19 protein-coding genes are annotated in these 21,480 nt (G+C 44.4%); 8 read left to right on the top strand and 11 right to left on the bottom strand.

Annotation, left to right across the window (positions count from 1 at the left end; translation table 11 throughout):
- Window positions 1-169: 169 nt before the first annotated feature.
- Window positions 170-559, top strand: coding sequence for a DUF3718 domain-containing protein (locus H8B19_RS03195; RefSeq protein ID WP_241737454.1), 390 nt, complete (start codon window positions 170-172; stop codon window positions 557-559).
- A 78-nt stretch (window positions 560-637) separates the two neighbouring features.
- On the opposite strand, the gene tolC is transcribed toward H8B19_RS03195, so the two are convergent.
- Window positions 638-1,927, bottom strand: a complete 1,290-nt coding sequence (gene tolC, locus H8B19_RS03190; protein ID WP_186505337.1) for an outer membrane channel protein TolC — start codon at window positions 1,925-1,927, stop codon at window positions 638-640.
- A 347-nt stretch (window positions 1,928-2,274) separates the two neighbouring features.
- On the opposite strand from tolC, the gene nudF reads away from it, so the two are divergent.
- The 5 genes from nudF to parE all read left to right on the top strand — a co-directional run bounded on the left by nudF (window position 2,275) and on the right by parE (window position 6,734).
- A complete protein-coding gene (gene nudF, locus H8B19_RS03185) occupies window positions 2,275-2,886 on the top strand; it encodes an ADP-ribose diphosphatase (RefSeq protein WP_186505593.1) in 612 nt (203 codons plus the stop codon).
- Window positions 2,867-3,349: a DUF1249 domain-containing protein gene (locus H8B19_RS03180; RefSeq protein WP_422121142.1), complete on the top strand. Its 483-nt coding sequence runs from the start codon at window positions 2,867-2,869 to the stop codon at window positions 3,347-3,349. The genes nudF and H8B19_RS03180 overlap by 20 nt, the downstream gene beginning before the upstream one ends.
- A complete protein-coding gene (locus tag H8B19_RS03175) occupies window positions 3,350-4,105 on the top strand; it encodes a metallophosphoesterase family protein (protein WP_186505336.1) in 756 nt (251 codons plus the stop codon).
- Between the two features lie 20 nt (window positions 4,106-4,125).
- Window positions 4,126-4,701, top strand: coding sequence for a YqiA/YcfP family alpha/beta fold hydrolase (locus tag H8B19_RS03170; RefSeq protein ID WP_186505335.1), 576 nt, complete (start codon window positions 4,126-4,128; stop codon window positions 4,699-4,701).
- Window positions 4,702-4,844: 143 nt separating this feature from the next.
- Window positions 4,845-6,734 (top strand): DNA topoisomerase IV subunit B, encoded by a 1,890-nt coding sequence (gene parE / locus H8B19_RS03165; protein WP_186505334.1) that lies wholly within the window; start codon window positions 4,845-4,847, stop codon window positions 6,732-6,734.
- A gap of 62 nt (window positions 6,735-6,796) precedes the next feature.
- On the opposite strand, the gene H8B19_RS03160 is transcribed toward parE, so the two are convergent.
- From H8B19_RS03160 to H8B19_RS03120, 9 genes are all read right to left on the bottom strand, one after another.
- Window positions 6,797-7,321, bottom strand: a complete 525-nt coding sequence (locus H8B19_RS03160) for a hypothetical protein (protein ID WP_186505333.1) — start codon at window positions 7,319-7,321, stop codon at window positions 6,797-6,799.
- The gene (locus H8B19_RS03155) at window positions 7,318-7,539 is read right to left on the bottom strand and encodes a helix-turn-helix domain-containing protein (RefSeq protein WP_186505332.1); all 222 of its coding nucleotides are present in this window, start codon (window positions 7,537-7,539) and stop codon (window positions 7,318-7,320) included. The genes H8B19_RS03160 and H8B19_RS03155 overlap by 4 nt, the downstream gene beginning before the upstream one ends.
- The gene (locus tag H8B19_RS03150) at window positions 7,539-8,102 is read right to left on the bottom strand and encodes a DUF2975 domain-containing protein (protein ID WP_186505331.1); all 564 of its coding nucleotides are present in this window, start codon (window positions 8,100-8,102) and stop codon (window positions 7,539-7,541) included. Before H8B19_RS03150 ends, H8B19_RS03155 begins: the two co-directional genes overlap by 1 nt.
- Before the next feature lie 169 nt (window positions 8,103-8,271).
- Window positions 8,272-9,165 carry a LysR family transcriptional regulator gene (locus tag H8B19_RS03145; protein ID WP_186505330.1) on the bottom strand — a complete coding sequence of 298 codons (894 nt, stop codon included), beginning with the start codon at window positions 9,163-9,165 and terminating at the stop codon, window positions 8,272-8,274.
- 80 nt (window positions 9,166-9,245) lie between these two features.
- Window positions 9,246-9,941 carry a pirin family protein gene (locus tag H8B19_RS03140; protein ID WP_186505329.1) on the bottom strand — a complete coding sequence of 232 codons (696 nt, stop codon included), beginning with the start codon at window positions 9,939-9,941 and terminating at the stop codon, window positions 9,246-9,248.
- Window positions 9,942-9,970: 29 nt separating this feature from the next.
- Complete coding sequence (locus H8B19_RS03135; protein WP_186505328.1) at window positions 9,971-10,417, bottom strand: DoxX family protein; 447 nt, start codon at window positions 10,415-10,417, stop codon at window positions 9,971-9,973.
- Between the two features lie 267 nt (window positions 10,418-10,684).
- Entirely contained in the window at window positions 10,685-11,437 is a 753-nt protein-coding gene (locus tag H8B19_RS03130) for a sulfite exporter TauE/SafE family protein (protein ID WP_186505327.1), read from the bottom strand.
- 63 nt (window positions 11,438-11,500) lie between these two features.
- Window positions 11,501-13,990, bottom strand: a complete 2,490-nt coding sequence (locus tag H8B19_RS03125; RefSeq protein WP_186505326.1) for a glycoside hydrolase family 9 protein — start codon at window positions 13,988-13,990, stop codon at window positions 11,501-11,503.
- An 86-nt stretch (window positions 13,991-14,076) separates the two neighbouring features.
- A complete protein-coding gene (locus H8B19_RS03120) occupies window positions 14,077-14,619 on the bottom strand; it encodes an NUDIX hydrolase (protein WP_186505325.1) in 543 nt (180 codons plus the stop codon).
- Window positions 14,620-14,809: 190 nt separating this feature from the next.
- On the opposite strand from H8B19_RS03120, the gene H8B19_RS03115 reads away from it, so the two are divergent.
- Entirely contained in the window at window positions 14,810-15,862 is a 1,053-nt protein-coding gene (locus tag H8B19_RS03115) for an efflux RND transporter periplasmic adaptor subunit (protein WP_186505324.1), read from the top strand.
- Between the two features lie 10 nt (window positions 15,863-15,872).
- Window positions 15,873-18,983, top strand: coding sequence for an efflux RND transporter permease subunit (locus H8B19_RS03110; protein WP_186505323.1), 3,111 nt, complete (start codon window positions 15,873-15,875; stop codon window positions 18,981-18,983).
- Window positions 18,984-19,051: 68 nt separating this feature from the next.
- Here the strand turns inward: H8B19_RS03110 and H8B19_RS03105 are convergent, their stop codons facing one another.
- The gene (locus tag H8B19_RS03105) at window positions 19,052-21,460 is read right to left on the bottom strand and encodes an Ig-like domain-containing protein (protein WP_186505322.1); all 2,409 of its coding nucleotides are present in this window, start codon (window positions 21,458-21,460) and stop codon (window positions 19,052-19,054) included.
- Window positions 21,461-21,480: the final 20 nt, after the last annotated feature.

The raw sequence follows: 21,480 nt of genomic DNA, 5'->3' as shown, positions 1-21,480 counted from the left end.
CCGTTCTTACAGGAAAAACAGCGGCATTAGCCGCTGTTTTTTTATATCTCCAAATGTTGTGTATTAAAAAAAATACATAGGTATTTTTTTGCAGGCGTCAAAGTGAGTGCCAGCTGCTTAAATTAAATTGTTTCCTGCGATGTTTATTCGGGTCTGTGAGGTAAGAATAATGAAAAAAGCAGCTTTTATTGCTTCATTAACCGCTTTGGTTTTTTCACCTTTAAGTTTTGCTGATATTAATGAGGATTTAGAAAATATTTGCACCATAGTTAAAAACAACGATAAAAGTGAACTTCGCAAGAAAATGAGAGCCGTGCAAGCCGACTACAATATGCGATTATCTGATTATTATTCGGGTATTTCCTGTGGTGGAAACAGTTTAATTCGTTATGCCATGCAAAATGGCGCAATTGATGTTGGCACTTATATGATAAAAAAGATGTCGAAAAAATCATTAAGCGAAGCTGAGGCTGATGGTCTGGCGATTAAGCAGTGGGCGGAACAAAATGGTTTTATCGACTCTGATATTGGTAAAGAGTTGTTAAGTCGCCTTAATTAATGTTCGCGTTATCCTGTTCGGTTGTAGTCATAAAAAAAGCCCCATTCAGGGGCTTTTTTCTTTATCAATTAATTATGTTTAGCTTTTGCTTAAACCACGGTTGATGTCCATAACATCCTGATCACTCAGTGAACCTGCGGCTTGTTTTAAGCTTAGGATACTAATGATGTAACCATAACGTGCGCTGGCTAAGTTACGCTTGGCATCGTATAGGTTACGAGTGCTATTCAGTACGTCAACGATAGTACGGGTTCCTACATCAAAACCTGCTTCGGTTGCACTTAAGGCACTTTCTGCTGAAACAACGGCTTGCTGCAATGCTTTGATTCGGGCGATAGATGCGGTTACATCGTAGAAATTACTGCGCACACTGCGTACAACCGAGCGATGAATACGCTCGCGCTCTTCACTGTCTGCAATAAAGTTTTTCTTCGCAACTTCCACACCACTCTGGGTCGAACCACCTTCATACAAAGGAACGCTTAAGGTTACACCAATATAATTAGTGTTACTGCGGCCCTCGTCTATACCGTTACGCTCAGTATCACTTGAGTCCACGTTAGCGCTTAAGCTTAAATCCGGATAGTAACCTGTTGTCGCAATATCAATATCCTGTTTGGAAATATCCACACCGATATTGGCTGCCATTAACTGTGTATTACGTTCATCCGCAATAGTTAACCACTCTTCAACTGCCTGAGGTGTCGGTGTACCTGCGCTGAATCGTTGAGTATCCAGTTGGTTAATTTCCGGATGATATGCTCCGGTAATTTCACGCAGAGCTTCTCGCTTTATTTCTACATTGTTTTTGGCGCTGATTTCAGATGCAACGGCATTATCAAACAAAGCCTGAGCTTCATGTACATCTGTCTTAGCGGTCAAACCAACAGCGAAACGCTGCGATGTTTGTTCCAGTTGACGTTCAATGGCGCGTTTTTCTGCCTGAGCAAATTCCAAATCATCCATTGCCTGTAAAACATTAAAGTATGCACCTACGGTACGTACAATTAAGTCTTGCTTAGCTACAGCGAAATAGGCGTCAGCCTGGCTGGCAACCAACTCAGCACGATCTAAACGTGCATAATAGGTTGGGTTATACAGAGACTGAGTCAGAGATACCCTTGCACCATTACTATTGGAGTCAGCATCGCCACCACTGCGGCTGGCTGACAGACTCAATGAAATTTGTGGCAATAAATTAGCTTTACTGCTGCCAATAGAGGCAAAGGCAGCATCTTTACTGGCTTCGGCTTTTAAGGTTGCCGGATCATTTTGTAATGCTTGCTGATAAACTTGATAAAGATCATCTGCAAATGCTTGAGAGGCCACGCTAAAGCCTATCAGCACAGACAAGATCGTTTTTTTCATGTGTTTTCCTTTTTTTGCGGCTAGTGCACTAATGTAATAGTCTGCTGATATATATGGTCAAAGTCTATGTAAATCAACCGCTTTGTTTAAGCAGTTTGTCGTAACACTGCGTGTTCAAATGTAACAAATCATGTTGATTTAGTTTTGTCTTTTCAAAGGTTGAAACTGCACTGTAAAAAATTAAACATGCCAAAACTATCTATTTGATTCAAATAGTGAATTATGAAAAGCGACTGATTTCAGTAAACTTTAAGGCAAATAGTGCGGTAATTTGTAAAAATACCCCTTTCTTCAGCGACAGGTCATTAAATAATAAAGGGAATGCTGTGACAAATAAAAAATATCCAATGCTGGGGTTTCACCAATCTGATATCGACATGTTAGGAATTAGGCCGGTGTATCAGGGCTTTTTTAAGTTAGATGAATATAGATTTAAACATCGTTTGTTTGATGGTGGCTGGAGCCGTGAGGTTCGTCGTGAAATCTATCAGCGCAGTGATGCGATAGCAGTGTTGCCGGTTGATTTTAAACATAACCGACTGATTTTAATCGAGCAATTGCGTATTGGGGCGGTAAATCGGGTTAACAGTCCCTGGTTGCTTGAATGTATCGCAGGCATGATTGAACCGGGTGAAGATATTGAGCAGGTATGTCATCGCGAAGCCATGGAAGAGGCAGGAATTAAACTGCACAAGTTGCATAAAGCACTGAGTTATTTTTCCAGCCCGGGTGGTACCACTGAAAAGCTGCATGTGTATGTGGCTGAGGTGGACAGCAGCACTGCGAGTGGAATTCACGGGTTAGATGACGAAAATGAAGATATACTTGTGCATTCCGTAGATATTAATGATGCATTTGAATTACTTGAACAAGGTAAAATAGATAACGCATCCACTGTCATTGCATTGCAATGGTTAGCAATAAACAAAGGTAAACTCATTGAACAATGGTCTGAATAAATCTCAGCAACGTTTTTCCCGCAGCATGAATGGGAAATATGTACCTGATCTATCGCGGCTGCAGGCAACTTGTGATGTGAATTATGCGCGTTTACTTAAGTTACTGCCTGATTTTGATAATGATTCATTAATCTATCAATTTGATAACGGTCATGGGTTAGCTTACGAAGTGAAAATTACTGAATGCAGCCGTTACACCACTACCATTGAATTACTCCAGAAAAACCAGGGCATGCCTGAGTATTTACAACCAACTATGCAAGTGCGTTTATATCATGATGTGCGTATGGCTGAGGTGCTTCAGACTCAGCATGTGAAAGTGGCACAGGGCAGTTACGATTACCCCAATCGCGATATGCATCAGCCTAATGAAAAAGAATTAGTCAATCTGTTTTTAACCGAGTGGATCCATTTCTGTCAGCAGCATCTGCAAAGCCGTCAGCAAAACCAACGCACTAACTAAATGTCATCGCTACCTTCTTATTTTACTATCGCACAAATTAGCGATTGTCATCTGTTTGCCGATACCACTCGAGCTGGTTATGAGGGCATAAACCCCTTTGTTAACCTGAGCAACGTGTGTGAGCTTGTTGTATCGCATCGACCCAAACTGTTATTAGTCACCGGCGATATCAGTCAGGATCACAGCCGCGAAAGTTATCTGCATTTGCAAAAGCTGCGACAGCAATATTTGCCCGATAGCCAGTTAGTGGTGCTTCCGGGGAATCATGATGATTGTCAGTTAATGCAGGAGATATTTGCCCCTGAGCAGTTATGGCTGGCAACACCATTTGAAGTGCAAAACTGGCAGTTACATTGTTTAAATAGTCAGTATCAGGGCACGCAAGGACAGGTTGAAAGTAAACAATTAAACGCGCTTGAACAGCAGGTTAGCGTGGCTGATGATGCACACCACTTAATTGCAGTACACCACCATCCAATTAAGTCCGAGAGTTGGCTGGACAAACATAACTGGGTTAACCGTCAGGAATTTGTGACTCGCCTGGAAAAATTAAAAGGCGTGAAAGCTGTGGTACATGGTCATATTCATGCGGCCACAGAAAAATTCATTGCACAGGTACCGGTGTGGTCCTGTCCTTCAACTTGTTGGCAATGGCAGTTAAGCGAAGATTTTGGTGTGAGTGATTTGTCAGCCGGTGCCCGAATAATAACCTGCCATTCTGATGGTACAATTGAGTCCGGTGTGGTCAGGATTTAAAAAAGGAAGTCATCGTAACTATGTCTGTATTTATTTTATATTGTCATGGATTTCAAAGTTCACCCCAGTCTGCCAAGGCGTTACAAACCCGTGCTTATTTTGCCAAACATCACCCCAGGGTGAGATTGGCTACCCCACAAATTCCTTGTTATCCGCAGCAGGCCAAAGAGATGTTGCATACGTTGCTTGAACCATATAAAGACTGGAAACTTGGCTTTATTGGCAGTTCGCTGGGCGGTTATATTGTAACCCATCTGGTTGAAACCTTTGGGGGGAAAGCGGTAACCATTAACCCAGCGGTCAAACCTTATGAATTGCTGGACAACATGCATGAGCCTTTGGTGCAGCCTTACACAGGTGAAATATTTACTTTAACCCATGAGCATATGCAGCAGCTTAAATCGTTAGATACACAAACGCTCTCTCACCCGGATAACATTTGGACATTATTACAAACTGGTGATGAAACACTGGATTATCGTCAGGCGGAAAGTAAATACCGAAACAGCAAGCTTACTGTAGAGCAGGGCGGTGATCATAGTTTTGTCGGCTTTGAGCAATATCTGCCGCAGATTGCCGGATTTCTGCTGGATTAACTTTCGCTATATTCCAAACAAACAGATTTTTTCAACGCTAACGGTTGAGTCTTACAGGCTTTTGGCGTAAAAACAGAAGCCATAACAATGCAGTAAATCAAACGCTGCGATAACACTTTAAATTAGCAGGTAAGTGCGCCTTTATGTCTCAATATAACGCTGATTCCATTGAAGTTTTAAACGGTCTGGAGCCGGTCAAACGCCGTCCGGGCATGTATACCGATACCACCCGGCCCAACCATTTGAGTCAGGAAGTTATCGATAACAGTGTGGATGAAGCCTTAGCGGGGCACGCCAGCAGTATCAAAGTCATTTTACATGCTGACCAGTCAATCGAAGTGATTGATGATGGCCGTGGCATGCCGGTGGATATTCACCCCGAAGAAGGTATCTCCGGTGTGGAGCTGATCCTGACCAAACTGCATGCCGGTGGTAAATTCTCCAATAAAAATTACCAGTTTTCCGGTGGTTTACACGGTGTGGGTATTTCCGTGGTAAATGCGTTGTCCACCCGGGTTGAAGTCACTATTCGTCGTGATAGCAATGTGTATCAAATCGCCTTTGCTAATGGTGAAAAAATCGAAGATTTACAAATCATTGATACCTGCGGTAAACGTAATACAGGTACCCGTGTGCAGTTCTGGCCCGACCCGCAATATTTCGATTCTGCTAAATTTTCTGTGACCAAATTACTGCATGTATTACGTGCCAAAGCGGTGCTTTGTCCGGGGTTACGTATCCGTTTTGACGACAAGGTCAACGGTGCCACCCAGGAATGGTACTTCGAAGACGGATTAAAAGATTATTTATACCAGTCTGTGCAGGAATTTACTTGTCTGCCGGAAAACTCACCTTTTGTCGGGAATTTTAATGCCAATAATGAAGCAGCCGACTGGGCAGTAATCTGGTTGCCGGAAGGCGGCGAAATGGTTACCGAAAGCTATGTAAACCTTATTCCTACCGTACAGGGCGGTACCCATGTAAACGGCTTGCGTCAGGGATTACTGGAATCCATGCGTGAGTTCTGTGAATTCCGTAATCTGGTGCCACGTGGGGTCAAATTATCACCGGAAGATATCTGGGATCGTTGTTGTTATATCTTATCTACCAAAATGCAGGATCCGCAGTTTGCCGGTCAGACCAAAGAGCGTTTATCGTCACGTCAGGCCGCAGCCTTTGTCTCGGGTGTGGTAAAGGATGCTTTCAGTTTATGGCTAAATGAACATACCGAAATAGCTGAACAACTGGCGGAAATGTGTATTGCCAATGCGCAGCGTCGTATGCGTCAAAGCAAAAAAGTCGCACGTAAAAAAGTCACCCAGGGCCCGGCATTGCCGGGCAAACTGACAGACTGCACCACGCAGGATACCAGTCGCTCTGAACTGTTTTTGGTGGAAGGGGATTCGGCCGGTGGTTCGGCAAAACAAGCGCGTGACCGGGAATTTCAGGCGATTATGCCGCTGCGCGGTAAAATACTTAACAGCTGGGAAGTGGATTCATCGCAGGTACTGGCCTCACAGGAAATTCACGACATTTCAGTTGCCCTGGGTATTGATCCGGACAGCAGTGATTTGAGTGATTTACGCTACGGTAAAATCTGCATTCTGGCCGATGCTGACTCCGATGGTTTGCACATTGCCACGTTATTGTGCGCATTGTTTGTTAAACATTTCCGCACCTTAGTCGATCAGGGGCATGTGTATGTCGCGATGCCGCCGCTTTACCGTATCGACGTGGGTAAAGAAGTATACTACGCACTGGATGATGGCGAAAAGCAGGGCATATTGGATCGTATTGAAGCCGAGAAAAAACGCGGTAAAGTCAATGTTCAGCGCTTTAAAGGACTGGGTGAAATGAACCCAATGCAATTGCGTGAAACCACCATGGACCCGAATACCCGCCGCTTAGTGCAACTCACAGTGGATGACTCGGTGCATATGCTTGAGTTAATGGATATGTTGTTATCTAAAAAACGCTCGCCAGATCGTAAAGAATGGCTGGAAAACAAAGGCAATATGGTCGAGCTGGCTTAATTGCAGGTGTTTAAAAACGAAAATCAGGTCACGGCTTGTGTGGCAGTGACCTGAATCTCAGATTAGTCGAAATGACTATTTCCCACCGCCACTGACAAACTCATATCATTATCTAAATTAAACTCGAGTCCTGCTAACGCACGATAACCCGTTTGCCATTGTTGCTGATTATTGGTTTGGGTTTGAACATCACTTTTAACACGGCCAACTTCAAGCGTGATAAAAGGCGACACATCATCAATTAGATTAACGCGTTTTAAGGTATTAGACACCCACAGGCCGCTATTGCTGATACCGGCATTCACCTGAGTATTATCACCTTGTTGCAACTGTGAATGTGCGTGGCTGTATTCCACAGACACCGCACTTTGCCATTGCCAGTTATCTGATAGTTGCTGCTCAAAACCGATACCTAACGCAATTTGCGGGAAAAAGTCGCTGTTAAGTGATGTATTATCGGGTGTGGCTAACGTATTGCCATTGACCAGTGAAAAGGACAGCTGCTTAAAAAACTGAGTTTCTTCAGCATTTACTGATAATGGGCTCAGGCACAATGCCAGTGCCACAAGGCTTAGTGATTTCATCATTGTTTATCCTTATCGTCCGATTGATAGAGTAAAATATCCCCTGGGCTGCATTCGAGAGTTTTACAAATTGCGTCCAGCGTCGAGAAACGTACCGCTTTAGCACGTCCACTTTTTAAAACTGATAAATTTTGAGGTGTAATGCCCACTGCTTCGGCCAAATCATTTAATTTCATTTTGCGTTTGGCCAGCATCACATCCAGTTCGATCACAATGGCCATCAGATGGTTAGCTCCTGCTCTTCATTGACTTTCTGCGCTTCGAGCATGATCCAGCTAATCACATAAACAATCAGGCCAGTAATCAGGTTAGTGATTTCACTGGTGCCAATAGACACATAAATTGGCAAACTGTCGGACGCGCCACTAAAACGCAGTAACAGCGTGGTGAGAATAGGGTAGATAATCGTAATGACAGGCCATAACAATATACATCCAGCTATGATACGTAGCTGATTAATGGGCTCGGCGCTAAATACCTGACCTTGCTGGTAAAACCCAAATAAACGCCATAACAGGCAGTAAATCACCAGAATAAACAGCTGCTCGGGTAAACCTAAAATCAACTGACTATTGAGTTGTTCGTTATCCAGCATAGTGGCATAACCTTTCCAGCTGGACTGCACGTCAACCAGATATTCGATATTCACTTCGGTTTTGTTACTGAGTGCAGGTGACTGGTTGTAAACACTGACAGGCACTGAAAAGATGAAAACCACCCGCAGCGCGATTAAAAACAGGATAAGTGTGCGAATGATGCCACTGACTTTTTGAATTTTTTGCATAACAACAAATCTTGAGAATTAACTGAGGTCAACTCTAACAAGTGAATTGTTATTAAACAATATCAATTTATCGATAAACGATAAAAATATATTTTAAAACATTTATTTTTTAGGTGGATATTTAATCTTACAGACTGCATAAAACTGCCTAAATAAAGCATTTTCTGGGTTAAACAAACCATTGTTGCTGAACCAGTTGTTGATAGAACCAGGCCAGTGCTTTGCCTTGTTTGCTTTTTTCTGAGGCGATATAAACCGGAATATTAGGACGTGGAATGCTACAGGCTTTGGCGATCAGACTCCCGTCAGCCAGTTCGTTTTTAACCATATGCAAAGGTAAAAAGCCGATGCCTAACCCCTGAAGCTGAGCCTGAATTTTACTTTGCATACTGCCAACCCGAATGGACTGTTTGCTGTCAAACACGCCAGATGAGCGTCCAGGCAGTGAGCGTGAACTGTCGGTCACCACTATGCTCGGATATTGTTTGATATGTTGTGGTTCAATTAAACCAATAAAATCCGCCAGTGGATGTTGATTGGCTACGGCAAATACAAACTCAATTTCACCCAATTGCTCAACTCTGAATTGACCCTTGGGTAGTTCACCGGTTAAACCAATCGCGATGTCTGCGCGCTTGGTATATAGCGCATCCCAACCACCTCCAAGTACTTCTTCAACCACGGTGATTTCAACTTGTTTATCCAGCTGACAAAAACGCGACATTATCTCAAATAAAGGGGACTCGGGAATGATGGTATCTTTGGCGATGGTTAATGATGCTTCCCAGCCTGATTCCAGCTGATGAAGTTTTTCTTCCAGTCGATTTGATGCTTCTAGTAGGGCGCTGCCTTCTTCTAACACCAGTTTCCCTGCTGGGGTCAGTACCGCACGTTTAGCGCTGCGATCAAAAATTACCACACCAAGGTCGGCTTCAAGTTTTTGCATAGTGTAAGTGATGGCGGAAGGCACTTTAAACAGCGCTTCGGCTGCTGCGGCGAAACTGCCTTTTTGATGGATCATTTCCAGCACTCGGATGGCATCAAGGGTTATGGCATGGCGCATGGTGATTCGGACCTGTAAAAAATGGGTTATGTGCCGATTATGCAAATAATTGGCGCAATAACCCACTTTAAATCGTTATATCAAGGTAAATCAAACACTAAGGCAACTAAGCTCTGCTCACTGTTATTAATTAAATCCAGTTGTGACATATCCGCTATTTTTACCCCGTCTCCGTTGGTAAGGGTATGTCCTTCAAGTTGCAATTGGCCGTCAACAATATGGATATACAGCTTGCGATTATCGGCATTGCTCACCGCCTGTTGTGTGCCAGCATTTAGATATAACTGGCTGACAGTGGCCTGCTGCTTAATTTTTAGCGTACCGTTTTCACCGGTTGGGGTGATAACGGTGGTTAAACCTTGTTGCTGCCCAAAATCTTTTTGCTGATATCCCGGCGTACCACCTGTGGAATCGGGCTCAATCCAGATTTGCAAAAACTTCAGTACGTCGGTTGACGAGGCATTATATTCACTGTGCGTCACTCCTTTTCCGGCTGACATCAGCTGAAATTCTCCCTTGGGCAAGGTTTGAACATTGCCCATACTGTCTTTGTGTTCAATCACGCCCTGGGTAACAAAGCTGATGATTTCCATATCTTTGTGACCATGGGTGCCAAAACCTTGACTGGGTAACACAGTATCATCGTTAATTACCCGCAATGCTGAGTAACCCATGTGTTTTGGATCGTAATAGGAACCAAAAGAAAAAGTATGTTTACTGTCCAGCCAACCAAAATTGGCTTTTCCACGTTCGTTTGCTGGTCTTATTTCAATCATGTGGTTCTCCTTATTGTTATGGCGCTGTATTAAGCCAGTTTTTTAACGATAAGGTTATCCAGCGCGGCTTTACCTGCACCGGAGAACATTAGTGAAACGGTTACGGCTAATAATGCCAGTGCAAATTCATAACCGTTATTGGCCATAAATAAACCGTTTTGAAAATGTACGCTGAAAATCGCTACCAGCATGGTAATCGCCAATACAAAAGAGGTTGGACGGGTCAGTAAACCGATAAGTAACAAGATGCCACCAAAAAACTCAGCACTGCCTGCCATCAGCGCCATTAAGTATCCAGGCTCTAAACCAATCGAACTCATCCACTGGCCGGTTCCTTCCAAACCGTAGCCACCGAATGCAGCAAAGAGTTTTTGTGCGCCATGGGCAATAAAAGTGATGCCTGTTGGGATACGTAATGCCAGAGGGGCAATGCCAGCGTCAGTCGATAATAATTTTGTTAAAGTTTGTTTGTTCATTTCAAATTCCTCGATTAAATCATTTAAATTAGTCATTGGTTTAAACATCTCAGCAGTGTTGCTGTTGAAATAACTATATGAGCAATTCTAAAAACAAAAAATCGGAACATTTTGCATTTTTAATTCAAAAAATTTGAACTTTAAGTGTGCAGCGTCGTTTTATTGCTAAAGCAGGCAATTCATATGCATGAAAATAGCGTTGCATGCTGAAATTAAGACAAGGAAACGAGTTAGATTTTGGGGGAATGTTATTAATCGCAGTATCGATTAAATCACCATAAATACCGCTGCAATCGCGGTCATGGCTAAAATCATCCAGCGATATTGTTTTTCCGGAATGCGTTTAACCACTTCAATGCCTGCCCAGGCGCCAAGTGCGATAACAGGCAAACAGATGAGATTGAGTAAAAAGGAATTGATACTGATAGTGTGCCAGCTAAAAACGTGGAAAGGCACTTTGAACAGGTTGATAACCAAAAAGAACCAGGCGGCGGTACCGATATAAACGTTTTTAGGCAAACGCATACTGAGTAAATACAAAGCCATTACCGAGCCTGCCAGATTGCCTATCATAGTGGTGATACCCCCTAAGGTTCCCATTAATATGGCAAACCAGGTGTAATCAGGAATCTTGTCTTTATTGGCTTTTTCCATCCATAACATGATCGCAAGGCTGGCAAAAATAATAATGCCCATCATCAACCGAAAGGCTTCATCATCAATGCTCGAACCAAGTAGCGTGCCGATGACAACCCCAACTGCCGCCGACGGGAAAAGTTTCATCAGATACTGCCAGTTGGCATGGCGGTGATAATATTTAACCGCGAATAAGTCGGCCAGGATCAGCATAGGCAACATTAAACCTGATGAGGTTTTGCCACCAAAGATTAAGGCAAGAATAGGCACCGCAAACATGCTGGCACCGTGCACACCGGTTTTAGCTAAACCAATAAAAAACGCCACCACAAATAGCAGTGACAGAGTTGCGTAGGACAGGGAATAGCCGAATAGTTCTATCATGCAGCGATTTTACCAGACTTTATAAAAAAGTCGGATAAAATCGCTATAACAAACTGATTTAATTTAGTTTTTGTATGCCGGATCGGTATCCAGTAAATGCTGAGCTGCATGAGCGAGGAAAATGTAGCTGGCGCCCATATTAACCACATACTCATTTTGTCCCCAGAAAAACGGCCAGTTTTCTTTATTTTCCGGAAAGTCAGGTTTCAAAATCAGTACCCCGGGCACGATGCCGCCGGGAATAAATGAAAAGTCCGCACGGTTCATGCCATAAGCTACTTTTTTAGATTTGGCTCCCACAGCCGACACAAAGGAAATGTCGGAATCCGGATGAGTACCAAACAGGTAGTTCAATCCGCGCATTACTTGATCGGTATCGACTAAATCCGGAAACACCTGATGCATATAATAGCTGGTGATTGCCTGACGCATTACAGTGCCATTGCCTGCCCAGCCACCTTCGGTAATTACCACACCAAAGGGATTGGCTTTATCCAGTTCTTTGCGCTGAGTCTGATTTGTTTTGACCAGTTCACGGATTTGCTGTTTAAACCCATTATCCATTAATGGAATGGCGCGCAGTGCCCAAATCGCCAGATAATCAAAATGCGCCTTAATATCGGGCAATGAATCGCGAATGGCTTGCTGGTACTGGCTATCACCGGTGCTGATTAATAGCTCAGTGGCGGCCTTTAGTTTTTCAGCATATAAAGGCCCACCGGTAGTATTACCATAATGGTAGGTATTGGGTGCGTGGCTTTGCTCGTCCTGCCAAACCTTTATGGCGGTATCGATACACTCTTTGGCCAGTTTATTGTTGTAACCTTTTAACGCGCGACTGGCTGCACTTAGCGCCGCAAGTGAACCATAATTGAGCGCGGATGATTTGGTGGTAAACGCCCATCTGTCATCAAACTTGCCACTGTGAAAACCGTCTGTTTCCAGTTCTGACATCGACGAGTCATAAATCAGGTTATCGGTCATGGTCAGGCCATCACCTAAATGGGTGTATTGGGAAATATCCGGCACGATAATACCGTGAATGGCGTGGCCAACCGCTCTGAACTGTGCGATCAGTGCCAGTGTGCCGTGCTCAATTTGTTGTAGCAGATCGGGCTTGCCATCGGGAACATGTAAATCGACATATTTGCGTGAGTAATCCACTGTGGTGCTATCACGCTCTGGACTGAACTGTTCCCAGCTGTGTACTAAATCCAGTACGGTGCCATACTGGGTTTGGGTGCGAATATCGTAATCACCGGCGTCGTACCAGCCACCAATATTTAGTCCGGGGATATGTTCACCGGCTTTAAATTGGGTATCTGTGGTTGGGCCCATGGCATATAAATCAAAGTGCTCGTGATTAGCCGGTGCCTGCAATGCGTCATCTAAATGGGATGCGCCATGCCACACCCGATAAGCTTCGTTGATTAACATATGGTCCATCTGAATCGGCATATACATATCGAGCGTGGGATGCCATACATTGCTAAAAATATCCGATGCAATTCTAAAAGGGGCGGTGAGTGTATCGCCATATTGCAGTTGATATAACCCAGGCTCAGTGACGTTGGAAAAATCAAATTTAGCGTACTGATAGCGGGTGTAATTTCCCCATTTTGATGGTGTTTGTTCTACGACTTTCTGTTTATCACCCGATGCACTGACTTTAAGTAAGGTGATTTCTTGGTAAGTGCTTACTGTTGAATCAAGCTCAACCACAGCGACTTTTTTCTGTTTGGGATGATAGCCTACTTGTGAGTGAGCGATAACGGGTTCACGCTGCCAGTTGGGCTGACCTGTGACATCCAGTTGCCATTTTAATACTTCGCCCGTTTTACCTGTGGGTAATAAGCTACGCGCGACAAACCAGCCATTTTGCGCCTTGCTACGGCCATCATATAAGCTAATGGTTTCACTGGATGTAATTTGTATGCGATGTTTTGGATCGGCGGGTGCCAGAGTAAGTTGGTGACCACTTGCTAATAACGCTGGGGCTACTTTACCGTTTTGTTCTTTATTGCCACTGGGATAAAGCGGGAACTGGCCGTTTTGTGACTCAGTGATAAAAGCCTTTTCAAAATAAGCGGCTGGCAGGAACTCCAGATTAAATCCGGCTTTCCCAGCCAGTGCTTGTGGCACCGCTTTAGGAAGGTTGACCGTGATGTTTAATTTTCCGTTATTAGCCTGACTGACTTTTATCGAATAATTAAAATTGAAATCCGAATAATGCATAAAACTTTCAATGCTATTGCCATTCACTTCTCGGCGAATAAAAGCCGGGATCAAATCCCATTGCTCCGGTGTGGCGTGAATACGAATATCACCATTGGTAACAGTACGTTCACCCTGTTGAATAACTTCCACCCCACTGATTTTTGAATCACTAAAAAGGCCGTTATACCAGTTACTGAATGCCAGTACGTCGGCCCCGTCTTTATGGAAGTATTGTTTGTCGGTTAAGCTGAAATCGTCGGCTACGCTAAGGGTGCTGGCGAGAGTGGATATGCCAATTATCACATTGCGCAACAGCGGAAGCATCCTGACTGTCATAAGTTTTATCCTGCATGTTATTTTTAACAAAAAACTAACATGCAGGTCGCGGGCTAAAAATTACTCTTTTGGTTAGCTTGCTTATGTTATTTGGGCGACGGTTGTTCGGTGCTTATTTGTCCAACCTGATTAAACATTCCCCTGAGTTGTTCGAGCTCATCGCTATAACGCCATTGGTGATGCTCCAGCGCAAAAGGGTTTTGTAATGAAATTGCGGAAACTTCGCTTTCAGCCCATTCAGGCACCGGAAACTGGGTGATCTCTCCGGTAAAATCACCGCTCAGGCGACAGGCATAAAAGACAAAGTCATCTTTTTCTCCCAGCTTTTTACCGACTTCCACGTTAAAACCGGTTTCTTCAAAGGTTTCGCGATGTGCTGTGCATTGCGCACTTTCATCTGCCTGGGCTGTGCCACCGGGTATATCCAGTTTGCCAGAAAGGCGATGTGTAATAGTCAGTAATTGACTGCCAATACGTACGATGCACCCGGCGTTCCCCTGAGTTTGTTGTAATGTATTTTCTGCCACTCTGCACATAGGTGTCGCAGGTGGTGCCTGAGTACAACCCAGCAGTGTAAAGAAACCGTATGAAAGCGCGATTATTCGCGATGAAGCAAATTTATCCAGCATGCTAACCAGTGTAATGTAACAATTTGCTGATATTAGACTTTAATCATTAGATAACAGCAACACTCCAAACAAGTTGTCGGAAATTAATTACTGTATTTTTGTTTCTTTATAAAGGTGTAAACCCAGACTAAATGGTTACGCTATACAGGATTAAGGCAAGGTAAAATTACAACTAAAAAAGGTTTATTGAATGACGCAACGGTTACGGATTTCACCGCTGGTATGGGCTGCATGTGCATTATTAGCGGTAGTGGTTTATTTATATCTTCCCAAAGAGCAGGTTGAAGAAAAACGACAAAGGGCGGCCTCTCCTGTGAGTGTTTATCAGGTTTCACAAGATCGTTTTGAAGTGATTATTGAAGCTTTGGGTACTGCTGTTGCCAATGAGGCGGTAACTATTACCGCTCAAACCAGTGATGTAGTAGAACAAATTAATTTTACCGACGGCCAGCTGGTTAAAGCCGGCCAGCTATTACTCAGCTTAAACAGCCGCGAAGAAAAGGCGCGGGTTAACGAGTTGCAGGTCAATCTTGCTGAAGCAAAGCGTCAGTTAAATCGTATTTCTAATCTGGCTAAAGGCAATGCGGCCTCCCAGCAATTGCTTGATGAGCAACAAGCCAAAGTAAAAGGGTTAAAAGCCCAACTGGAAGTGGCTAATACCAAACTGGCAGAACTGGAGGTGCGTGCACCCTTCGATGGCCGTTTAGGTATTCGCAATGTATCAAAAGGCGCATTGGTCAGACCCGGCGATCGCATTACCACGCTTGATGATATTCATCAGGTTAAAGTGGATTTTAGTGTGGCAGAAGCCTATTTAGCTGGCGTGCAAGTAGGGCAGTTAATTCAGGCTACGTCTGTGGCCTATCCGGGACAAACTTTTGATGGCAAAATTGCCAGCATTGATTCGCGCATCGACCCGATCACCCGAGCGATAAAAGTGCGTGCTTTAGTGGATAACCCGGACTACCAATTACGCCCGGGTATGTTGCTGCAAATAAATATTCAACGCGAAGTATTAAATACACTAGTGGTGCCGGAATCGGCGATTATTCCGATTCAGGACAAGCAATATGTTTATGTTGTAAAAGACGGCAAAACTGCTGTTCAAAAAGAAGTTACCGTTGGTTATCGTAAACCAGGTTGGGCGCAAATCTCTTCGGGCCTGAACGCCGGTGAGCAAGTGGTCAGTGAAGGTAGTTTGCGTTTATCCGACGGTGCTGCTGTTAGCATTGTAACGCAATAGGAGCGCGGCAATGTTATTGTCAGATATATCAGTAAAACGTCCGGTTTTTGCCATTGTAGTCAATTTATTACTGGTGGTATTTGGTTTAGTAGCCATTACTTACCTGTCATTGCGTGAATACCCGGATATTGACCCTCCCATCGTATCCATCAATACCAACTATCCTGGCGCATCGGCCAATATTATCGAAAGTCGTATTACGCAATTGTTGGAAGATCGCATCAGCGGCATTGCCGGGATTAAAAATATTACCTCAAGCAGCAGTAATGGGCGTTCACGTATTTCAATCGAGTTTGATTTATCGCGTGATATTGACGCTGCGTCGAACGATGTGCGTGAACGGGTTAGTCGTGCGCTAAACAACTTACCGGAACAGGCCGATCCGCCGGAAGTATTTAAATCCGATTCCGATGAAAGAGCAGTGGTTTGGTACAACCTGCGCAGTGACAATCTGTCGGTTATGGAATTAACTGACTATGCAGATCGGTATATTGTTGACCGCTTGTCTGTCGTGGATGGTGTTGCGCGTGTGCAGCTTGGCGGTGGCCGTAAATATGCCATGAAAATCTGGCTCGACCGCAATGCTATGGCTGCGCGTGAAATCACCGTGACTGACGTTGAGAATGTTATCCGCTCGGAAAACGTCGAATTACCGGCCGGTGAAGTGGAATCTAATGATCGCTATTTTGAAGTGCGTGTTGCCAGAACCTTTTTAACCCCGGAAGATTTCGCCAAACTTACCATCAAAGAAGGTGAGGATGGTTATCTAATTAAGTTAGGCGAAATTGCCAAGGTTGAGCTTGCTGCGGAAGATGACAAAACTGAGTTCCGTGGTAATGGTGTTAATATGATTGGTCTTGGCATCGTCAAACAATCTAAAGCTAATACGTTAGATGTGGCAAGAGAAGCCAAAAAAGCAATTAAGCAAATTGAACAAAGTTTGCCTGCCAATATTTTTATTGTACCCAGTTACGACTCATCGGTATTTATCGAAGGTTCAATTGATGAAGTGTATGACACGCTTGCAATAGCGGTTGCCATGGTGGTGATTGTTATATTTGTCTTTTTGGGCAATGTAAGGGCAACACTGATCCCTGCGGTGACGGTACCTGTGTCGCTGGTTGGTGCTTTTATTGTGATGTATGCACTGGGATTTTCCATCAATCTGCTGACTTTACTGGCGTTGGTGCTGGCAATTGGTCTGGTAGTGGATGACGCGATTGTGGTACTGGAAAACATTTATCGCCGGGTGGAAGAAGGCGAGCCGCCATTACTGGCTGCATATCGTGGTGCGCGCGAAGTTGGATTTGCAGTTATCGCCACTACCTTAGTGTTGATTTCAGTATTTGTACCTTTGGTGTTTTTACAGGGCAATATTGGACGCTTGTTTACTGAGTTTGCGCTAGCTATTGCGGCGGCAGTGGCTTTTTCCAGTTTTACTGCCTTAACGCTCTCTCCCATGATGTGCTCACGTCTGCTGAAAAAATCCGAACGCCAAAGTGGTTTTGGTAGCTGGATGGACAGAACGTTCGCCAAAATTGAAAACCGTTACTTTAATAGTTTACAGGGCACAGTGCGTCAGCCATTTATCGCGTTACTGATTTTATTTTTAAGTATTGCAGCTTTGTATGGTTTGAGTCAGCAAGTGCCGGGTGAATTTGTACCTAAAGAGGACAGAGGTAACTTTTTTGTCAGTATGCAAAGTGCAGAAGGCTCAAGTTTTGAGAGCAATGCGCGCAACCTGAAAAAGGTTGAAGATATTCTGATGCCCTATCTGGATACCGGTGAAATTGAGCGTTTACTGGTACGGACTCCAGGATTTGGTGGGGGAGCCGGTATGGCCATTATTGGTGCAGCCGACTGGCATACCCGCAGCCGTTCCACCTTTGAATTAATGGATGAAATCAGTCAAAAGCTATCTGCTATTCCTGATGTACGTGCCTTTAGCTTTATTCGTAGCGGATTAGCCGGTGGTAGTAATCGTCCGGTGCAGTTTGTATTGCAAGGTAACACCTATGAAGAGCTGGTGAAGTGGCGCGATATCGTGATGAAAAAAGCGGCAGAGAACCCGAACTTAATCCGACTGGATTCAGATTATAAGGAAACCTGGCCGCAGCTTAAGGTTAAAATTAATCGCGATCGTGCGGCGGATATGGGCGTGTCTATTGGTGACATTGGTCGCACACTGGAAACCATGTTGGGACAACGCAGGGTGTCGACTTATCTGGATCGTGGTCAGGAATACAATGTCATCATGGAAGGCACACGTGCTGATTACCGCAGCCCACAAAGTATCAATAACTTGTATGTGCGTTCAAAACGCAGTGGTGAATTAATCCCGCTGGATAACCTGTTAACTTTCGAAGAACAGGCGACATCGTCACAGTTGAATCGTTATAACCGTATGCGTAGCGTGACTATTAGTGCCAACCTGGCCGATGGTTACACCCTGGGACAGGCGCTGGATTATTTAAACAATATTGTTAAAACCGAATTGCCCGAGCAGGCCGCGATTGATTACAAAGGTGAGTCGCAGTTGTATCAGGAATCCGGCAGTTCAATATTGTTTATCTTTGCGCTGGCGTTGGCTGTTACTTATTTAGTGCTCGCAGCGCAGTTTGAAAGTTTTGTACATCCGTTTGTGATTATGTTGACCGTGCCTATGGCTTTAGTCGGTGCGTTTATTGGCCTGTATTTTGGTGGTATGACTATCAATATCTATAGTCAAATTGGTTTGGTTATGTTGATCGGGCTGGCGGCTAAAAATGGTATTCTGATTGTAGAGTTTGCCAATCAGTTGCGTGACGCTGGTGTGGAATTTGAACAGGCTCTAAGACGTGCGGCGGCACAACGCTTAAGACCGATTGTGATGACTGGTTTTACCACAGTATTCAGCTCTTTGCCTTTAGTGCTGGCATCGGGGCCGGGTTCAGAAAGCCGTCAGGTGATAGGTATGGTGATCTTTGCCGGTGTGTTGCTGGCCACCTTTATGACCTTGTATGTTATCCCCACGGCGTATTTCTGGATTGCACGTAATACAGGCTCACCAAAGAAAATCGCCAGAGAACTGGAAAAGCTCGAAAGTGAACATGCAGATACGCATGCTGAACCAGGGCATTAATCTTGTGTAGCAGACAATAAAAAACCGCAGCTAGCTGCGGTTTTTTTGTGTTTGAAATATGGTACGTATCAGTTTAACCAAATATTAAATGTTACACGGGATACAACGCCGGAAGGGGAGGTGACCTGTGTCTCGATTGTGGCTACACCTGTAGCACCATCATGGGTGAGATTAAATGTCATATCACGGCTGCCTTTGCCACTGGTATTGGTATTTGGCACGGTATCTTCTGTTACGCCTGATAATGTTCCCAATGTGGTGGAAATAGAAGCCGTAGTCCCTGAGGGCATCGGTTGATTTGCCGTATCAGCGTAACGTAATGTCAGTGTTATCGTTTGACCAGACGATAAGGCAAGTGTGGGTTGATTGGCTGTTTGATGATTGCTGAAATAGACGGTACTACCTGCCAGTATATCCATATGAGCATCAGAGCTGGCCATAATGATAACGCCCGCTTTGCGCACATTCATGCTACTGGCACCACAGTTACTGCTGCTGGTACATTGTGGGCCGTTAAATTTACCATCACCTGGTGTAAAGCTGCCGCTATTGTCAAAGTCGATAAATATTTCTGACGCATCATGCACATCGTCTTCATCGTCGTCACGCCAGGCTTCTGCATAATCTACAAACCCGGTTTGTCCGTATTGGCTGTTGCCAAAGCCACTGTCTGTATTGTCGGTTATTGCGCTACCGTCGGCATCATCATAACTATTATTGCCATTGCTATCGAACAATGTCTCATGCCCAATGGCGGTAGCTAATACTGTGATTCTATGGTTGTTTACTCTGGGGCGTTGACTGGTCCAAACAACGGTACAAGTTCCATTAGTGGTAGTGCAACTGGGTTCAATTGAGCCCCCTTCAGTGGTAAAGCTGACAGCGGTGCCATCGGGTACCGGATTGTTAAAACTATCGGCTAATCGCGCTGTGATATCGACAGTTGTGCCGTCAATATTTCCGGCTTCAGGGTTAACAGTGCTAAACGCCAGCGAAAAGCTATTTTGATCCGGTAGTCCGGTACTAACCGTCAATAAATCTGATTGTGACTGAATTTGTGTATTGTTTTCACCCGTGACGATAGCTGTAACGCGCACTGCTGTGGGTACCGTGCCAGCTCGAACCGTGGTACTTACCTGCCCCTGAGAATTGGTTAAGCCTTCAGCTTTAGACAGGCTAAGACCGCCAACATTAGTATTTAAACTGAATGTCACTTTTTGCTGTGCAAGCGGATTACCTAAATCGCTGTTGACCTGAAAGGTAATCACAGAGCTGGAGGCAGTATTTTGCCCACCGGTTCCCTGCAATACTAATTTGGCGGGCTGTGCATCAATAAAAGCCACAGAGCCAATAGACTCAGGCTGAATGGTGATAGCTTTGTGTAATGTAACGGTTTCGTTATTAATCACAACAGACGCGCTGATTTGATCTGTAATACCGTTTGAACCGGCGCAGCTAATGTCCTCAAATGTTGCGTGAGCAATGCCATTTTTACTCACCACAACAGGGTCGATTTTGGCCTGATTCTGACTACTGCATCCGGAACTAAAACTAACCTGAAATGGTGTGGTAACCGGATTGTCCTGCTCATCCACTAATGCCACATTCAGACCCAGTGTTCCGCCGGCACTGAGGGTGACATTATTTTGTGGGGTGGTACCTATTTCACCTTCAGTAAAGATGCCATTTCCGTCCAAATAACCAAATCTCACAACCTGGTCTGAGGTAGTACCGGGTGCGACAACTTCAAAATTCATACTGTCACTCACCTGAGCATCGTTATTGGCTGTCTGGATAGTGATAGTGCCTGCCCCCAAATCACTGGCGGATGGTACTAAGGTAACCTGGGCAATGCCGTTGCCGTTAGTCAGTGCACTGGTGGCTAAAATATTGCCGCGATTGGTTGAGAAGGAAACAATCTGATCAGCGATAGGCTGATCATTGAAATTAGTTAATCGTGCCTGAATCAACGCATTAGTGTCGGAGCTGATGCGGTTATTTAACTGTCCGTTAACCAGCATCGAAATATGTAATTGCGAATTGCCCGCAGAGACGCCATCGCCGGCTAAAAATTCGTAATTCACTGGCTGGCTGATATCACCATAGCTTGCGGTGAGTGTGGATGCACCTACATCACCAGCCGTGGAGGATAATATAACTTCTGCTACACCATCTGTTGAGGTGAGTTTTGATTCAACTGACAGGTTACCCAGTTGGGTTGAGAAAGTAATAATTTCTCCACTCGCAGGATTACCATTTTTGCTTAGTCTGGCTTGTATGCAGATCTGGCTACCGGTATTAAAGCTGGGACCTGAATGGGTTTTGCAACTGCTGTCCAGTAAACTTATTTGTAGTTTAGCGGTGTCAGTGCCACCAGTACCGCCATTACCAAAAGGATCATCGCCGTTTGCGCCGGATACGCCGTTACATGCGGATAAACTTAAACTTGCTATTGCCAGAAGCACGAAACTGCGCATTGTTATTCCCACTTATAATG

The organism is Neptunicella marina, assembly GCF_014270035.1.
Taxonomy (GTDB): Bacteria; Pseudomonadota; Gammaproteobacteria; order Enterobacterales; family Alteromonadaceae; genus Neptunicella; species Neptunicella marina.
The sequence above is the reverse complement of the archived record's forward strand: the minus strand, read 5'-3'. Positions and strand labels throughout refer to the sequence as shown.

What these genes read in the sequence shown, in the direction of transcription:
- H8B19_RS03195 (WP_241737454.1), top strand. Translation starts at nt 170, where the DNA reads ATGAAAAAAGCAGCTTTTATTGCTTCATTAACCGCTTTGGTTTTTTCA.
- tolC (WP_186505337.1), bottom strand. Translation starts at nt 1,927, where the DNA reads ATGAAAAAAACGATCTTGTCTGTGCTGATAGGCTTTAGCGTGGCCTCT.
- nudF (WP_186505593.1), top strand. Translation starts at nt 2,275, where the DNA reads ATGCTGGGGTTTCACCAATCTGATATCGACATGTTAGGAATTAGGCCG.
- H8B19_RS03175 (WP_186505336.1), top strand. Translation starts at nt 3,350, where the DNA reads ATGTCATCGCTACCTTCTTATTTTACTATCGCACAAATTAGCGATTGT.
- H8B19_RS03170 (WP_186505335.1), top strand. Translation starts at nt 4,126, where the DNA reads ATGTCTGTATTTATTTTATATTGTCATGGATTTCAAAGTTCACCCCAG.
- parE (WP_186505334.1), top strand. Translation starts at nt 4,845, where the DNA reads ATGTCTCAATATAACGCTGATTCCATTGAAGTTTTAAACGGTCTGGAG.
- H8B19_RS03160 (WP_186505333.1), bottom strand. Translation starts at nt 7,321, where the DNA reads ATGATGAAATCACTAAGCCTTGTGGCACTGGCATTGTGCCTGAGCCCA.
- H8B19_RS03155 (WP_186505332.1), bottom strand. Translation starts at nt 7,539, where the DNA reads ATGGCCATTGTGATCGAACTGGATGTGATGCTGGCCAAACGCAAAATG.
- H8B19_RS03150 (WP_186505331.1), bottom strand. Translation starts at nt 8,102, where the DNA reads ATGCAAAAAATTCAAAAAGTCAGTGGCATCATTCGCACACTTATCCTG.
- H8B19_RS03145 (WP_186505330.1), bottom strand. Translation starts at nt 9,165, where the DNA reads ATGCGCCATGCCATAACCCTTGATGCCATCCGAGTGCTGGAAATGATC.
- H8B19_RS03140 (WP_186505329.1), bottom strand. Translation starts at nt 9,941, where the DNA reads ATGATTGAAATAAGACCAGCAAACGAACGTGGAAAAGCCAATTTTGGT.
- H8B19_RS03135 (WP_186505328.1), bottom strand. Translation starts at nt 10,417, where the DNA reads ATGAACAAACAAACTTTAACAAAATTATTATCGACTGACGCTGGCATT.
- H8B19_RS03130 (WP_186505327.1), bottom strand. Translation starts at nt 11,437, where the DNA reads ATGATAGAACTATTCGGCTATTCCCTGTCCTACGCAACTCTGTCACTG.
- H8B19_RS03125 (WP_186505326.1), bottom strand. Translation starts at nt 13,990, where the DNA reads ATGACAGTCAGGATGCTTCCGCTGTTGCGCAATGTGATAATTGGCATA.
- H8B19_RS03120 (WP_186505325.1), bottom strand. Translation starts at nt 14,619, where the DNA reads ATGCTGGATAAATTTGCTTCATCGCGAATAATCGCGCTTTCATACGGT.
- H8B19_RS03115 (WP_186505324.1), top strand. Translation starts at nt 14,810, where the DNA reads ATGACGCAACGGTTACGGATTTCACCGCTGGTATGGGCTGCATGTGCA.
- H8B19_RS03110 (WP_186505323.1), top strand. Translation starts at nt 15,873, where the DNA reads ATGTTATTGTCAGATATATCAGTAAAACGTCCGGTTTTTGCCATTGTA.
- H8B19_RS03105 (WP_186505322.1), bottom strand. Translation starts at nt 21,460, where the DNA reads ATGCGCAGTTTCGTGCTTCTGGCAATAGCAAGTTTAAGTTTATCCGCA.